The following is a 16,566-nucleotide window of genomic DNA, read 5'->3' as shown; positions in this document are numbered from 1 at the left end:
TCTGTTATACTTCTTTTGTTTTATAAAAAGATAAAATTTATTATCAGTTAACGATAGATGAGGTGTAGAATACATTGTCTCAACACGAAACTCCTTTATTTACTGGTTTGCGTGAACATGCAAACAAGAACCCATTACAGTTTCACATTCCTGGTCACAAAAAAGGGCAAGGAATGGATGAAGAATTTAAAGATTTTATTGGACCGAACGCATTATCAATCGACCTTATTAACATTACACCACTAGATGACCTGCATCATCCAAAAGGAATGATTAAAAAAGCACAAGCACTTGCTGCACAAGCATTTGGTGCGGATCACACTTTCTTTTCTGTACAAGGAACAAGCGGTGCCATCATGACGATGATCATGTCTGTTGTGTCACCAGGAGATAAGATTCTTGTACCACGAAACGTTCATAAATCGATTATGACAGCAATCGTATTCTCAGGCGCAACTCCAATCTTTATCCACCCTGAGATCGATCCTGAACTAGGGATCTCACACGGAATAACACCAGACAGTGTAGAAAAGGCTTTAAATCAGCATCCAGACACAAAAGCTGTGCTTGTTATCAACCCAACTTATTTTGGTTTCGCTGCTGACTTAAAAGGAATCGTCGATATTGCTCATCGATTTGACGTACCTGTACTTGTAGATGAAGCACACGGTGTTTTGATCCACTTTCATGATCACATGCCACTATCTGCCATGCAAGCTGGAGCAGACATGGCAGCAACGAGCGTTCATAAACTGGGCGGGTCATTGACAGGAAGCTCCATTTTAAACGTGAGGGAAGGTCTTGTTTCACCTGAACGCGTGCAAACCATTCTAAGTATGATGACTACGACATCTACATCCTATATCCTTCTTGCCTCTTTGGATGCGGCTCGTCGCCGTCTTGCCACTGAAGGGTATACACTAATTGAAAAAACAATTCGACTTGCTAATGAAACGAGAGCAAAGATCAATGATATCCCTAACCTATACTGTGTAGGTGAAGAAAAGCTTGGCACATCTGCAACTTTTGATTATGATCCATCAAAGCTTTTAATATCAGTAAAAGACTTAGGCATTACAGGATATGACGCGGAAACTTGGCTTCGTCAAAACTTTAATATTGAAGTGGAATTATCTGATCTCTACAACATCCTTTGTTTGATTACAACGGCAGATCATGAAAAAGATACAATGGTACTCGTTCAAGCGTTATCTCAACTTTCTGATGAGTTAAGCCATTCAAAGAATGAGGAGATCAAATCAATACCTGTACACGTTCCAGATATTCCTGTGCTTGCATTATCACCACGTGATGCATTTTACGCAAATACAGAGAGTGTTCCGTTTGAAGAATCTGCCGGCAGGATTATAGCAGAGTTCGTAATGGTCTATCCCCCTGGAATACCGATTTTCATTCCTGGTGAAATCATCACAAAAGAAAACTTAGATTATATTAAAGAAAACCTTGAAGCCGGTCTACCCGTTCAAGGTCCAGAAAATGCAGATTTAAAGTACTTGAAGGTTATTCAAGAACAAGTTGCCATACGCTGATTTTCTCAAAAAAAAGAAGACCTTAAGAGGTCTTCTTTTTTTCTTACTTATCTAAGTTCGTTTGCTCGTGGCAATGCGGGCATGTGTTTGAATATAATGTGGTCACTTTTTCCTCTTCAAAATGTTCAATTGTTGTTTCACACGTTTGGCAAATGATTACTCCCATCCGTTCCATCTCCCTTCACATTTTGAAAGCGCTTACGTTTGTAATCTTATATTATTATGTCACATTAACTTTGTCAACACATTTAGTATAACACATTAAAAAAATATGCTATTTAATCATATTGCTCAATGGTATGGATATTAGGAACAGCCTCTTCAAAAAATAGTGCTAGATCTTCCGCTTCTTTAAGGGTTTTAATATGAAAAACCTGTTTGATGTATTCCAAATTCCGCATATCGTTCGAGTCCAATAAAGCCGATCTTCCCGTTTGCATACATACTACTAATGGTTTACCGAAGAACATATTCGTATAAACAATACCAAAATCATACCTGACAGTATCTGTAGTAAAACCTACAAACCTGACATTAACGGATTCACTCTCGTCATACAATTTCTCAAACCATTCCATATTACCCCTCCTCGTATGATTGCCTCTTTCATCGATCGGGTCGTCTATTACTGGAATTAAATAAGTTATACTAATAAGAGTGTCATTGAATGTAAGAGTAATTCCCTAATTTCAGAAGATTCAAACTCGATTTGTCAAAATCTTCTTAAAATATGATATACTATTAGTATGTTTGGATGACGTTAAAAATTACAAATTGGAGTGGATTACATGTCTCAAAGCGCCTATGTAAAACTTGTTCCCGCATCTGAAAAACAAGTGATCACAATAGATGAACTGAAAGACCTTCTGCTGTATTACCGTTCCATCACGACTAAAACAGGTGAACAATTATCATGGGGCTATGAAGATGCAGCGTTTCCGTATACGATCGAGGAAAAAGCAGAAGCTGACGGGCGATGGTTTTATTTAAAAGGTTTAGATCAAAGGAAAAATAAATATATTTTAGTTGGTATCGGAACAGAAAAAGAAAGTGACTCAGATCTTGAAAAACATTACATACAATTTACCCTAACCGATATTTCAACTCACGGTGACAAAGGTAAGGCCAATGAGTTCTGTAAGTTTATCGCTTCAAAACTAAAAGGCGAACTTCACCTTTTTAACGGCAGAGTAATGTATTATTACCCCAAAAAATAAGGAAAGTATAGGTAATTTGCTATAGGAAGCCCAATCATATGATTGGACTTCCTATTTTATTTTTACTACAATGTAAACTTTCGGGCCCTTAGGGAAAAATAAAATGGATACATATCATGAAAGGATGTGAAGAAATGAAAAAACAACCAAATACTGTTTTTATCGTTTCACTAATAATTTCTGTCGTTTTTGTTATCATAGGAAGTTTATTTCCTACCGAATTCCAAGCTAAGGCAACCGTCATTCAAAATTTCTTACAAGAGAAATTCGGCTGGTTCTATCTACTTTCTGCTACAAGCTTTTTGATTTTTGTACTTTATCTAGCTTTTAGTAAGTACGGAAAAATTAAACTTGGAGAACCAGATGATAAACCTGAATACTCTACTATCACGTGGTTTGCTATGCTGTTTAGTGCTGGTATGGGTATAGGACTTGTCTTTTGGGGTGTAGCTGAGCCAATCAGCCATTTTTATACTCCACCATCAGGCGAAGGAGGAAATGCCGCCTCTGCTCAAGCTGCGCTTCGTTACAGCTTCTTTCATTGGGGATTGCACCCTTGGGGGATATACACGTTAATCGGGTTGTCACTTGCTTATTTTAAATTTAGAAAAGGTGCACCTGGATTAATCAGTGCAATCTTTACTCCTTTATTAGGTGACAAAGTTCATGGACCAATTGGTAAAACGATTGATATAATCGCCGTATTTGCAACGATCTTTGGAGTAGCAACTTCCTTAGGTCTTGGAGCTGTCCAAATAAGCGGTGGAGTATCTTATTTAACGAACATTGCAAATAACTTTACGACACAATTGATCATCATTGGCATTGTGACTGTCTTATTTACGCTTTCTGCTCAAACAGGATTAAACAAAGGGATTAAATACTTAAGTAACCTGAACATTATTATAGCTGTTCTGTTAATGGCGTTCTTGCTTTTTGCGTCATCAACAAACTTCATCATGGATGTTTTCGTACAATCTCTTGGGAACTACCTGCAATACCTTCCAAGCATGAGTTTAAAACTAAGTCCTTTCAGACCTAGTGAAGCAGGCTGGATTCAAGGTTGGACAGTCTTTTATTGGGCTTGGTGGATCGCATGGGCACCATTCGTTGGTACATTTATCGCTCGTGTTTCAAAAGGCAGAACAATTCGTGAATTTATCATGGGTGTATTGCTTGTCCCGACTGTTTTTGGTGCACTTTGGTTTTCTATTTTCGGCGGAGCAGCCTTGCATCTAGAAATTTTTAATAATGTCGGTCTAAACAAGATCATTGCGGACAAAGGTACAGAGGTCGCTCTTTTCGCACTTTTTGAACATCTTCCGTTCGGAACGATCATGTCCTTATTAGCCATTTTCTTAATCAGTACGTTCTTCATTACATCTGCTGATTCTGCTACGTTCGTTCTAGGTATGCAAACAAGTGACGGTCGATTGAATCCTACTTCTATGACTAAATTCATTTGGGGTATCGTTATCGCAGCAGCTTCATCGATACTATTGTACACCGGCGGATTAGAAGGATTGCAAACTGCATCGATTATAGCAGCTTTCCCGTTTGCATTCGTACTGATCTTTATGATGATCTCTCTTAAAAAGGCACTTTCTGAAGAGACAAAATTAAAATAAGCTGTTTATTTTATTCAATGTTGCTCTGAAAGTATAATTTAAGCTCACACTAACTCGCTATCCATGCGGCCTAAGGTGAGCTTCCTGGTGCTTTCTGCCAAAGGAGTCTCTCGCCACATTGCGCTATATTCAGCATGCTTAGGAAGCATCTATGAGCTATCCAATCATCATTTTACCTGTAACATAAATAAGAGTTAACGATATCGTCATGTTTAAAGCTACTGATTTGTTTATGTTTAAACGCTGTGCTACCAGAAAATTAAAATACCCAAACATCAACATTAATATTGTTTCAAAAAAATTATGGTCATGATGTGAGAGAAACAGTACGATTGAATAACCGCACCACATTACAATCTGAATGAAAGTGCATAATAAAACTCTCATCGCTTCCTCCATTTTAACGATATGAATTATTTTGATAGGGCTTAATCAAATTAGAAAAAACCACTGTCTACATTCATCTGTTTAGACAAGTGCTTCTAAATAAAGATTATGATGCGTTTACTTATATATGATTGAACAGAAAAAAACCCCTTGTGAGCTGTAAAAACAGTCACAAGGGGTTTTCACTTATTTATTTTACAATGTGTACAGGAAGTCCAATCGCAACTTCAGCTGCTTCCATAGAAATTTCTCCGAAAGTCGGATGAGCGTGAATAGTCATAGCGATGTCTTCAGCAGTCATACCTGCTTCGATTGCTAATCCTAATTCTGCGATCATATCAGATGCATTTCCACCAGCAATTTGAGCTCCTAGTACAAGTCCATCTTCTTTACGAGTGATTAGTTTCATGAAACCATCTGTCTCGTTCATAGATAGAGCACGACCATTTGCTGCAAACGGGAATTTAGAAGCTTTCACTTCGTATCCTGCTTCTTTTGCTGATTTTTCATCATAACCAACAGAAGCTAGTTCTGGGTCTGTGAATACTACAGCCGGAATCGCTAAGTAATCAATTTCTGCCGCATGTCCTGAAATCACTTCTGCTGCTACTTTACCTTCATAAGAAGCCTTATGAGCAAGAGCTGGACCTTCTACGACATCACCGATTGCATAGATGCCGTTAACACTTGTTTGAGCTTTCTTGTTAATTTTGATAAGACCGCGTTCAGTCATTTCAACACCAACTTGCTCAAGACCCAGTTCTTCAGTGTTTGGACGACGTCCAACAGTAACAAGAACATAGTCAGCTTCAAATGTCTTAGATTCACCTTTGATCTCAGCAGTTACAGTAACTCCGTCTTTTGTTTCTTCAACGCCTTTTGCCATTGCTTCAGTAAATACTTCCACATTGCCTTTTTTCTTTAAGCGTTTAGAAACGACTTGACTCATTTGCTTTTCGAAACCTGGAAGGATTTGTTTTCCACCTTCAAGGATTGTTACTTCAGTACCGAAGTTGGCATAAGCTGTTCCAAGCTCCATACCGATATAACCACCACCGATAACTACCATCTTCTTAGGAATTTCTTTAAGAGCAAGAGCTCCTGTAGAAGAGATAATACGGTCACTCCATTTGAAACCTGGGATTTCAATAGGACGTGAACCCGTAGCGATGATTGCATTTTTAAACGTATAGGTTTGAGAGTTCTTCTCATCCATAATACGTACAGTGTTTTCATTTACGAAATAAGCTTCACCACGAATGATCTCAACTTTATTTCCTTTTAGAAGCCCTTCTACACCGCCAGTAAGCTTCTTAACGATGCCTGCTTTCCAGTCTTGAACTTTGCTGAAATCTACTGTTACGTTATCAACAGTAATCCCCATATCTTCAGAGTGATTAGCATGTTCTACACGGTGACCTGCATTAATTAAAGCTTTTGATGGAATACAACCAACGTTCAAACAGACGCCGCCCATTTCTGCCTTTTCCGCAATAGCCACTTTTTGTCCTAATTGTGCTGCACGAATTGCTGCAACATATCCCCCAGGACCTGAACCTATGACAAGTGTGTCTAACTCAATTGGAAAATCTCCTACTACCATCGAATTACGCCTCCATTACTAATAGTTGTGGATCGTTCAATAAACGCTTAATGTGATTCAATGCATTTTGAGCTGTTGCACCATCGATCAGACGGTGGTCAAAGCTAAGAGATAAAGCTAAAACAGGAGCTACTACTACTTCTCCGTCTTTAACAACTGCTTTTTCAGCAATACGGCCGATACCTAAGATCGCTACTTCTGGGTGGTTGATTACTGGAGTGAACCATTGACCGCCTGCAGAACCGATATTTGTAATCGTACAAGATCCGCCCTTCATCTCTTCACCAGAAAGCTTACCATCACGTGCTTTAGTAGCTAGTTCATTGATTTCAGAAGAGATTTTGAAGATGGATTTACGATCAGCATCTTTAACAACTGGTACCATTAGTCCGTTATCTGTATCTGCCGCAATACCGATGTTGTAATAGTGCTTGTATACGATTTCTTCGTTCGCATCGTCGATAGATGCATTAAGCACAGGGTATTCACGCAATGCAGAAGTTAATGCTTTTACCACGTATGGAAGATAAGTAAGCTTGATGCCTTTGTCAGCAGCAACTTGCTTAAATTTCTTACGGTGTGCAACAAGATCAGTAACGTCCACTTCATCCATTAGTGTAACATGCGGAGCTGTATGTTTGGAGTTAACCATCGCTTTTGAGATCGCTTTTCTAATACCTTTGATCTTTTCACGAGTTTCCATTTCTCCAGCAGGAATTGCTTTAGGCGCTTCTTTCTTCGCTTCAGCTTTTGGAGCTGCTTCGGTTTCAGTAGCTTGTGGTGCTGCTTCAGCTGTTCCGCCGCCGCTTACGAATTTGTCGATGTCTTCTTTAAGTACACGTCCGTTATCTCCAGAACCTTGTACTTTACGAATATCAACTTCTTTTTCACGCGCATATTTACGAACAGAAGGCATTGCGATTACACGCTTAGATTCGTCTGCTGGTTCTTCTTTAGCTGTATCTTCAGTTTTATCTGTTTTAGCTTCTGATTTGTCAGCTTCTTTAGCTTGATCAGCAGTTACGTTCTTTTCTTCTTCAGCTTTAGGTTGTTCTGGAGCTTCCTCGCCACCACCATGAGCATCAGCAGGAATTTCACCTTCTGCTTCAATTGTTACTAGAACATCACCAACAACAGATACTGTTCCTTCGTCTACTTTTAGTTCAAGAATTTTACCGTCTACAGGTGATGGAATTTCAACTACAGCTTTATCGTTTTGTACTTCAAGCAGGATATCGTCTTCTTTAACTTCATCCCCTGCTTTTACAAACCACTTTACGATCTCACCTTCGTGAATTCCTTCTCCAATATCGGGAAGCTTAAATTCAAATGCCACGATTAACGCCTCCTAGTTAATAACAATCTTTTTTCGTCACTGATGTGAAAGAGCTGAAAGAAACAGTCTAGTACAGACGTCTCTTTCAGCTAACATTCATTTTTTTAGAAATTGTAGACTTTCTTTGCTTTGTCTACAATATCACGATGATCTGGAATCCAAACATCTTCTGCAGAAGCATATGGGAACACTGTGTCTGGTGCAGTAACACGCAGTACAGGTGCTTCTAAGTGAAGGATTGCACGGTCGTTGATTTCAGCTACAACGAACGCTCCAATACCAGCTTGTTTTTGTGCTTCTTGTACAACAATCGCTCGACCTGTTTTTTCAACAGACGCCATAATCGTTTCGATATCAAGCGGGCTGATTGTACGAAGGTCGATCACTTCAGCAGAGATGCCCTCTTTTTCTAATTCTTCAGCAGCTTTTAGTGATGCGTGAACCATAGCACCGTAAGTAATGATAGAAACATCCTTACCTTCACGTTTCACATCTGCTTTTCCAAGTTCGATCGTGTATTCTTCCTCAGGCACTTCGCCACGGAAAGAACGGTATAGTTTCATATGCTCTAGATAAACTACTGGGTCATTATCACGAATCGCAGAGATTAATAGACCTTTTGCGTCATAAGGAGTTGAAGGAATAACAACTTTGATACCAGGAGTTTGGTACATTAAACCTTCAAGGCTGTCTGCATGAAGCTCAGGTGTTTTAACGCCTCCACCAAATGGTGAACGGATCGTTACTGGAGAAGTGTAAACCCCGCCTGAACGGTATCTCATACGACCCATTTGGGCAGCAACTGAATCAAATACTTCAAATACGAAACCGAAGAACTGAATCTCCATTACTGGACGGAAACCTGTAAGCCCTAGACCTATTGCAAGTCCCCCAATTCCAGACTCAGCTAGCGGAGTATCAAAAACGCGATCTTCTCCAAATTCTTTTTGAAGTCCTTCAGTAGCACGGAAAACCCCACCGTTTTGGCCAACGTCTTCACCGAAAACAAGAACTTGTTCATTGCTTTTCAATTCATTGCGCATAGCGTCTGTAATTGCTTGAATCATAGTCATTTGAGCCATATTATTTCGACTCCTTTGCTGTGTATTCTTCTAACTGCTCACGAAGGTTGAACGGAAGGTCTTCAAACATGAAGCCGATTAGGTCAGTAACCTTTTGCTTAGGCGCTCCGTCAGCTTTCTTGATCGCAGCTTTAATATCTTCTTTTGCTTCTTCTACAACTTTGTTTTCTTGCTCTTCAGACCAAAGGTTCTTCTTTTCCAAGAACTTACGGAAACGAACAAGTGGATCTTTCTTTTCCCATTCGTTATCAAGATCTTTTGTACGGTAACGTGTAGGATCATCTCCTGCCATCGTATGTGGTCCGTAACGATAAGTAAGAGTTTCAATTAATGTAGGACCTTCACCAGAAATGGCACGTTCACGAGCTTGTTGAGTCGCTGCATAAACGGCAAGAACATCCATTCCATCAACTTGAATTCCTTCAATACCAGCTGCAACTGCTTTTTGAGCGATCGTTTTTGCTGCAGATTGCTTTTCAACTGGAACAGAGATTGCAAAACGGTTGTTTTGAACAACAAAGATCGTATTAGCACGGTATGCTCCTGCAAAGTTCAATCCTTCATAGAAGTCACCTTGTGATGCTCCACCGTCACCAGTGTAAGTGATACATACGTTCTTTTTACCTTGTTTCTTAAGTCCGAAACCAACACCAGCAGCTTGAATAATTTGAGCTCCGATGATGATTTGAGGCATCAATACGTTTACACCTTCAGGAATCTGTCCACCTTGGAAGTGTCCGCGAGACCATAAGAATGCTTGTGTTAATGGGAAGCCGTGGAAAACCATTTGAGGGATATCACGGTATCCTGGAAGAATCCAGTCTTCTTTATCTAAAGCATAGTGAGTTCCAAGCATGGAAGCTTCTTGTCCTGCTACTGGAGCATAGAATCCAAGACGCCCTTGTCTGTTTAGAGAGATAGCACGCTGATCCCAAATTCGTGTGTAAACCATGCGGCGCATTAGTTCTTGCAGATCTTCATCAGACAAATTCGGCATTGCCGATTCGTTAACAACTTCTCCATCTTCAGAAAGAATCTGGAACGTTTCAAATTGATCTTGAACTGCATCAATTGTTTTCGTCATGAAAAGTCACCTCTTCCTTTCTTTTACCCTGTCAATTTTCCCTAATCTTAAAAACATGCACATATTTAATAGGTTGCCCAAAGTGAAACATTTTTAAGACAGGTTTATATTTTTAAAAGGCTTTTAGGTATGCCTTTGTATACCCACTGAAGTTTTCCCTTGTATCAAAGAGCTAAACCATCTTGCGGCATCCTAACTGTATTACTAATTTACATATCTAGAGTAACACAACAATCCTTTTCACGTAAATTAGTTTACACCACTGCTCATACACAGTCAATCTATAGGTTGCATATAGTTGCCACATCTTTTTTACTTCGTTCATATGACGTTTACAACTCTCATCCCCGTAACTGCTTCATTATAATTTTACTTCTGTATCAGTCATTGTATGCTTTTATAGATACGCTTACAGACGAAGGGTAAAATAGAAGATGAAGCAAAATATTTTATTCCCGTTCTTTTTTATTAAAAATCCTCTATGTTATGATAAGGGGAAACTAAATTAACTTAAAAGTATATCGGCACGGAGGTTTTGCTTGTGTTAACAATGAAAGATGTTATAAGAGAAGGTCACCCAACACTTAGAGAAAAAGCAGTCGAAGTACCTTTTCCTTTTTCAGATGAAGATATTAAAACAGCTAATCAGCTCCTGGAATTTGTAAAGAACAGCCAAGATCCAGAACTTGCGGCAAAATACAACTTAAGACCCGGTATAGGGATTGCTGCACCTCAAATCGGAATCTCAAAACGAATTTTTGCTTTTCATGTATCAGATGAAAACGGAAATCTATACAGTTATGCACTGTTGAATCCGAAAATTATTAGTCATTCGGTTCAAATGACTTATTTAGATGGAGGAGAAGGATGCTTGTCTGTAGACAGAGATGTGCCTGGACTTGTACCTCGATATGCCAAGGTTACTGTAAAAGGGTTCACACCTGACGGCTCAGAAGTTAGCTTGAAGTTAAAAGGGCTTCCTGGCATTTGCTTTCAACATGAACTTGACCATTTAGACGGTATCATGTTCTTTGATCGAATCAATGAAAAGCAACCATTTGAACCTCCTGCAAATTCTGTTGTAATCAGATAACGATTAACTAAAAAAACTCGCTAAGTCGAAAAATCGACTTAGTGAGTTTTTTGTTTTACGCATAACTTGCTACCGGAATTAGTTACTACTTTCATTAAGCTACATCACGATCATCATCAACGAGCATTACATCTTCATCGCTTGTTTTACTTCGAATGAATAAGATTGATACAAATACAGTCGTTATTGTAGCAATCGTGTAGGATATTCCATTCGACAGCCCAAGACCTATTGGAGCATTACAAATGTAAGTAACAGTCACCATCGTCATAAAAATTGCAGGCAGCGTAGCGATCCAATGATTTTTTTTCGATCTTTTCAAATACATAGCTCCTACCCAAAGAGCTAGCATTGCCGTTGATTGGTTCGCCCAAGAAAAATAACGCCATAATAATGTAAAATCAATCTTAGTTAATAGAAAAGAAATAACAAACATTGGTATAGCAATCCAAAGCCTCGAAGATAATTTCTTTTGACCAATGTTAAAGTAATCAGCTAGTATCATTCTAGCACTTCGGAAAGAGGTATCTCCCGAAGTAATCGGTAAAATGATGACACCGATTACCGCAAGCGTCCCTCCGATTGCTCCTAGCATCGTTACTGACACTTCACTGACAACTGCAACTGGTCCACCTTCTGCAATAATTCCAGATAACGATTTTCCATCAAATAAACTCATTGCAGCCGCTGCCCAGATCATTGCGATTACAGCTTCTGCAATCATCATGCCATAAAAAATTTTTCTACCTTCTTTTTCATTTTTAGTCGTGCGAGAAATAATAGGAGATTGGGTAGCATGAAATCCTGAAAGTGCTCCGCAAGAAATCGTCAAGAATAAGAGCGGAAATATAGGAACATTATCTGGATGCATATTTTCAAATGAGAGTTCAGGGATCGGTGCCCCTGTAACTACTAGACCCCCACCTATTCCAATAGCACTTATAACAAGCAGTGCACCAAAGATTGGATAGACACGACCTATTATCTTATCGATCGGTAAGAGTGTAGCTAGAATATAATAAACAAAGATCAAACCAATGATGAGACTTATGCTTAACCAGTTTCCAGTAAGATCATGAATCAATGCTGCTGGAGCACTAACAAAAACAGTCCCTACTAACAACAAAAGTAAAAGAGTAAAGCCATTTACAACATGTCTCATCGCATTCCCTAAAAATTTACCAGCTAGTTGTGGTAAATGTGCCCCTCTATTACGAATGGATATCATGCCAGTCAAATAATCATGAACAGCTCCAGCAAATATGGCACCAAGTACAATCCAAAGAAATGCAACCGGACCGTATAGCGCACCCATAATGGGACCAAAAATAGGACCCACCCCGGCAATGTTCAATAACTGGATCAGAGAATTCGTTTTTGTACCCATCGGGACGTAATCGATACCATCTTCTTGCGCATATGCAGGAGTCTTTCTTTTCTGTTTTACTCCAAACACTTTTTCAACGTACTTTCCATACGTAAAATAACCTACGACCAATAACACGATTGAAACTAAGAATGTAATCAACCAGATTCCTCCTCACGTTGTATACGCTTACATTCTACACGAAATAAAAAAAACACTCAATTTTCAATTGAATGCTTTTAAGCTGTTCTGTCATGTTGAAGGTGTAAAGGTTTCTTTTTCTTTCCCCTCTTGCCTGTTAAATAGACTCCGGTAAAAATAAGCAGCAAGCCCCAAAATGCACTGAGATGAATTTTTTCATCTAATAATACGCTTCCCCATATAACCGCTGAAACTGGGACTAAATAGGTAACAAGAGTAGCAAACTCTGCCGAACCTGCAGATATCATATAATAATAAAGCAAGTATGCAATACCTGAACCAAAGACTCCAAGACCGACGATAGATAATAAAGAATAGTAATTTAAGGAGTCTTCAGGTAAATGCCATCCATCCGAGAATAACATCATCATGGCACTTAAAAGCATACCTGCAAAAAGTGTAGAAGAGGCCGTGATCCAAACCGTCGTTTCTTGAAGATGTTTTTTTGCGTACTGTGAACTGTATCCATAACAACACGTAGCTATTAACATTAAAACAATCCCTAAACCTAGCTGACTCTTTGTCAATCCAGGAGCATCAACATCCATTAGCAATAGAATACCAACAAAACCGACTATTACACCAACCCATTGTTTCCACTGCAATGTAATGGAAAAAAAGAATACGCCCATTATTGACGTCCAAATCGGTGTAGTAGCATTTAATATAGCGGTGTACCCGCTATCTAGGAAGGTTTCGCTCCAAGCAATAAGCCCCCAAGGAAGACCAGCGTTCAAGAAACCTACGAAAAGTAACTTCTTCAAGGGAAGTGTTTTCCAGTTCACTGTCTGCCTGCTTAACATGAACAACGGAACGATCGTCATTATTCCTAACAAACAGCGAATAAATACAATTTGCCAAGGATCGAATACACCGAGCAGGACTTTTATAAATAAGAAAGACATTCCCCATATTAAACTTAAAACAAAAAGCGCTGAATATAACTTCATTTGTTCACCCCTTTCATATAAACACCGCAAATGAAGAATTGTAACAATTTCCCTCTAGCAATATCGATTCAAATACACATACTAGTAATAAAAATTGGCATGGAGGGCAATAAATGAAGATGAGAACGCGCTTATTAAAAAGACTTAGGAAATGGGTAAGACAACAAAATAATAACGGGAAATTAATTCTTAACTAGGTTAAGTTTCTCTCTTAACTAAAGTAATTATAAAGGATAATACCTATAGCTTAACAGTTATTATTTTTATATTTTTGTGGTTTTCCAATGAAGCATTATGAAAAAACATGAAAAACATGTCACTTTCCTTTATAATAGGACGAAGAAACTCAAAAACTACAGACCGGTAAGGAGACATGAAATATGATTTATAAAGTATTTTTTCAAACTAGCTTAACAGAGGTTCCTGTTCGTGAACACACTCAAACAGTATATGTAGAAGCAGAAACGATCAACGACGTACGTAAAAAACTCGCTGACCGCAAATACAACATTGAATACATACAAGAAATTAACGGTAAATTTCTTGAGTATGAAAAAGACACGAATTCATTGGAATTGGAGAATGTATAATTTATGAAATTTGTAAAAAATCATCAAGCCGCTGTTTTCGCACTTGGCGGTCTAGGAGAAATCGGTAAAAATACGTATGCCGTTCAGTTTCAAGATGAGATCATCCTTATTGATGCAGGAATTAAATTTCCAGAAGATGAACTCCTAGGAATTGATTACGTAATACCAGATTACACGTATCTTGTTAAGAACGAAGAAAAGATCAAAGGGCTATTTATCACACATGGACACGAAGATCATATTGGCGGTATTCCTTATCTTTTAAGACAAGTGAACATCCCTATCTATGGTGGTAAACTCGCGCTTGCTCTGATCAAGAACAAACTAGAAGAACACGGTTTGCTTCGTCGTGCACAATTACATGAAATCACTGAGGACGATGTGATTAAATTCCGTAAAACATCTGTAAGTTTCTTCAGAACGACTCACAGTATTCCAGATTCATATGGATTGGTAGTGAAAACACCACCTGGTAACATCGTTCATACAGGTGACTTTAAGTTTGATTTCACGCCTGTTGGTGAACCTGCTAACTTAACAAAAATGGCTGAGATCGGAAAAGAAGGTGTACTCTGCTTACTTTCTGATTCAACAAACAGTGAAGTTCCTGGGTTCACTCTTTCTGAGAGACGTGTCGGAGAAAGCATACAAGACATCTTCAGAAAAATGGAAGGCCGAGTGATCTTCGCTACCTTCGCTTCGAACATTCATAGATTGCAGCAAGTCGTTGAAGCTTCTGTTGCAAACAATAGAAAAATTGCTGTGTTTGGACGTAGTATGGATTCTGCGATAACCGTTGGGCAAGAGCTTGGATTTATTAAAGCTCCTAAGAATACGTTTGTTGATGCAAATCAGATCAATCGTTTGCCTGATAATCAAGTTACGATTCTATGTACAGGAAGCCAAGGTGAACCAATGGCTGCTCTCTCAAGAATTGCTAACGGAACTCATAGACAGATACAAATCATTCCTGGAGACACGGTTGTCTTTTCATCCTCACCTATCCCAGGAAATGCTCTTAGTGTCAGTAAAACGATCAACCAGTTGTTCCGTGCAGGTGCAGAAGTGATTCATGGGTCATTAAACGATATCCATACTTCCGGACATGGCGGACAACAAGAGCAAAAGCTTATGTTACGTCTTATGAAGCCTAAATTCTTTATGCCGATTCATGGTGAATACAGAATGCTTAAGATGCACACGAAGCTTGCATCTGATTGTGATGTTCCATCTCAGAATTCATTTGTAATGGATAATGGAGAAGTTTTAGCTCTTTCACAAAATGAGGCTATGGTTGCTGGTAAGATCCCTTCAGGTTCCGTCTATGTAGATGGAAGTGGAATTGGTGATATCGGGAACATCGTACTTCGAGACCGAAAAATTCTCTCAGAAGAAGGTCTTGTAGTCGTTGTCGTAAGCATGGACATGAAAGAGTTTAAAATAGAAGCAGGACCTGATATCATTTCACGAGGTTTTGTTTATATGCGTGAGTCTGGAGACTTGATTCACGATGCTCAAAGTCTTCTTAGCAAACATTTAGAAACGATCATGAACGAGAAAAGAACCACACAGTGGTCTGAAATCAAGAATGAAATCACAGATACGTTGGCTCCTTTCTTATATGAAAAAACAAAAAGACGTCCAATGATTCTACCTATCATCATGGAAATTTAGTTTCATAATAAAAACCGTTCCCTATTCAAGGGTAACGGTTTTTTTATTCTTCATTAGCCATTTGTTTTTCTAAGCGGTTGATGTCCTTATCTCCACCGATTACAATCAATACATCTCCTTGGTGAATGTTTTGATCAGCTTGTGGAGAAACGAAGATGTCTTTTCCTCTTTTAACAGCTACAACGTTACAGCCATACTTTGCCCGAATGTCTAACTGTATCAAAGATTTATTGTTCATCTTCTTACTTGCTACTAATTCAACGATGCTATGTTCGTCGGATAGCTCTAAATAATCAAGAACGTTGTTTGATACGATTTGATGAGCAATTCTAACACCCATGTCTCGCTCAGGGTGAATAATTTTATCTGCTCCGATCTTTCTTAACACCTTTTCATGGTAATCATTTTGAGCTTTAACCGTAATCTTTTCTACACCCATCTCTTTTAAAATGAGTGTTGTAAGAATGGACGACTGAAGATTGTCACCAATCGCGACCACTACATGCTGAAAATTCCGTATCCCAAGACTTTTCAATACCCCTTCATCTGTAGAATCTGCAATTACAGCGTGCGTCACAACGTTTGAAAACTCATTCACTCGATCTTCATCAATATCAATCGCAAGAACTTCCATTCCTTGATCGGCCAATGCTTTACACATACTACCGCCAAAACGACCTAGTCCGATTACAGCATATTGCTTTTTCACAGTCCCTCACTCCAATCTTTCGCGGTATAGCCTTATTTTACCACATTATTTACAAATCAATATCTAACTAATACCTCTTATGTAAAAAATACAGAA

General features: G+C 38.8%; 15 protein-coding genes. 6 read left to right on the top strand and 9 right to left on the bottom strand.

Going from position 1 to position 16,566, the window contains the following annotated elements:
- The first annotated feature begins 74 nt into the window (after positions 1 to 74).
- Positions 75 to 1,550: an aminotransferase class I/II-fold pyridoxal phosphate-dependent enzyme gene (locus IHV10_RS05065; protein WP_191755264.1), complete on the top strand. Its 1,476-nt coding sequence runs from the start codon at positions 75 to 77 to the stop codon at positions 1,548 to 1,550.
- A gap of 43 nt (positions 1,551 to 1,593) precedes the next feature.
- Here IHV10_RS05065 and IHV10_RS05060 read toward each other — a convergent pair whose 3' ends face one another.
- Both IHV10_RS05060 and IHV10_RS05055 read right to left on the bottom strand, forming a co-directional pair.
- A complete protein-coding gene (locus IHV10_RS05060) occupies positions 1,594 to 1,716 on the bottom strand; it encodes a GapA-binding peptide SR1P (protein WP_082861350.1) in 123 nt (40 codons plus the stop codon).
- A gap of 112 nt (positions 1,717 to 1,828) precedes the next feature.
- Positions 1,829 to 2,128, bottom strand: a complete 300-nt coding sequence (locus tag IHV10_RS05055) for a DUF3055 domain-containing protein (RefSeq protein WP_197127608.1) — start codon at positions 2,126 to 2,128, stop codon at positions 1,829 to 1,831.
- A gap of 210 nt (positions 2,129 to 2,338) precedes the next feature.
- Between IHV10_RS05055 and IHV10_RS05050 the strand changes: the two genes are divergently transcribed.
- On the top strand, positions 2,339 to 2,767 hold the full coding sequence (locus IHV10_RS05050; protein ID WP_197127607.1) for a DUF1885 family protein: 429 nt from the start codon (positions 2,339 to 2,341) through the stop codon (positions 2,765 to 2,767).
- A gap of 134 nt (positions 2,768 to 2,901) precedes the next feature.
- Positions 2,902 to 4,395, top strand: a complete 1,494-nt coding sequence (locus IHV10_RS05045) for a glycine betaine uptake BCCT transporter (RefSeq protein WP_197127606.1) — start codon at positions 2,902 to 2,904, stop codon at positions 4,393 to 4,395.
- Between the two features lie 577 nt (positions 4,396 to 4,972).
- On the opposite strand, the gene lpdA is transcribed toward IHV10_RS05045, so the two are convergent.
- The 4 genes from lpdA to pdhA form a co-directional block, all read right to left on the bottom strand.
- Positions 4,973 to 6,385 (bottom strand): dihydrolipoyl dehydrogenase, encoded by a 1,413-nt coding sequence (lpdA, locus tag IHV10_RS05040; RefSeq protein ID WP_197127605.1) that lies wholly within the window; start codon positions 6,383 to 6,385, stop codon positions 4,973 to 4,975.
- 4 nt (positions 6,386 to 6,389) lie between these two features.
- Positions 6,390 to 7,721 (bottom strand): dihydrolipoamide acetyltransferase family protein, encoded by a 1,332-nt coding sequence (locus IHV10_RS05035; RefSeq protein ID WP_197127604.1) that lies wholly within the window; start codon positions 7,719 to 7,721, stop codon positions 6,390 to 6,392.
- A gap of 104 nt (positions 7,722 to 7,825) precedes the next feature.
- Entirely contained in the window at positions 7,826 to 8,803 is a 978-nt protein-coding gene (locus IHV10_RS05030; protein WP_144701024.1) for an alpha-ketoacid dehydrogenase subunit beta, read from the bottom strand.
- 1 nt (position 8,804) lies between these two features.
- The gene (pdhA, locus tag IHV10_RS05025; RefSeq protein ID WP_197127603.1) at positions 8,805 to 9,887 is read right to left on the bottom strand and encodes a pyruvate dehydrogenase (acetyl-transferring) E1 component subunit alpha; all 1,083 of its coding nucleotides are present in this window, start codon (positions 9,885 to 9,887) and stop codon (positions 8,805 to 8,807) included.
- A 541-nt stretch (positions 9,888 to 10,428) separates the two neighbouring features.
- On the opposite strand from pdhA, the gene def reads away from it, so the two are divergent.
- Complete coding sequence (gene def / locus IHV10_RS05020) at positions 10,429 to 10,980, top strand: peptide deformylase (RefSeq protein WP_197127602.1); 552 nt, start codon at positions 10,429 to 10,431, stop codon at positions 10,978 to 10,980.
- Positions 10,981 to 11,074: 94 nt separating this feature from the next.
- On the opposite strand, the gene IHV10_RS05015 is transcribed toward def, so the two are convergent.
- Both IHV10_RS05015 and IHV10_RS05010 read right to left on the bottom strand, forming a co-directional pair.
- Positions 11,075 to 12,508 (bottom strand): carbon starvation CstA family protein, encoded by a 1,434-nt coding sequence (locus IHV10_RS05015; RefSeq protein ID WP_197127601.1) that lies wholly within the window; start codon positions 12,506 to 12,508, stop codon positions 11,075 to 11,077.
- A gap of 77 nt (positions 12,509 to 12,585) precedes the next feature.
- Complete coding sequence (locus IHV10_RS05010) at positions 12,586 to 13,497, bottom strand: DMT family transporter (RefSeq protein ID WP_197127600.1); 912 nt, start codon at positions 13,495 to 13,497, stop codon at positions 12,586 to 12,588.
- A 380-nt stretch (positions 13,498 to 13,877) separates the two neighbouring features.
- Between IHV10_RS05010 and IHV10_RS05005 the strand changes: the two genes are divergently transcribed.
- Together IHV10_RS05005 and rnjA are read left to right on the top strand one after the other, a co-directional pair.
- Positions 13,878 to 14,087, top strand: coding sequence for a DNA-dependent RNA polymerase subunit epsilon (locus IHV10_RS05005; protein WP_197127599.1), 210 nt, complete (start codon positions 13,878 to 13,880; stop codon positions 14,085 to 14,087).
- A gap of 3 nt (positions 14,088 to 14,090) precedes the next feature.
- Positions 14,091 to 15,761, top strand: a complete 1,671-nt coding sequence (rnjA, locus tag IHV10_RS05000) for a ribonuclease J1 (RefSeq protein WP_197127598.1) — start codon at positions 14,091 to 14,093, stop codon at positions 15,759 to 15,761.
- A gap of 43 nt (positions 15,762 to 15,804) precedes the next feature.
- Here rnjA and IHV10_RS04995 read toward each other — a convergent pair whose 3' ends face one another.
- Positions 15,805 to 16,470 (bottom strand): potassium channel family protein, encoded by a 666-nt coding sequence (locus IHV10_RS04995; protein WP_197127597.1) that lies wholly within the window; start codon positions 16,468 to 16,470, stop codon positions 15,805 to 15,807.
- Positions 16,471 to 16,566: the final 96 nt, after the last annotated feature.

This window comes from Fictibacillus sp. 5RED26 (assembly GCF_015903895.1).
Taxonomy (GTDB): domain Bacteria; phylum Bacillota; class Bacilli; order Bacillales; family Fictibacillaceae; genus Fictibacillus; species Fictibacillus phosphorivorans.
The sequence above is the reverse complement of the archived record's forward strand: the minus strand, read 5'-3'. Positions and strand labels throughout refer to the sequence as shown.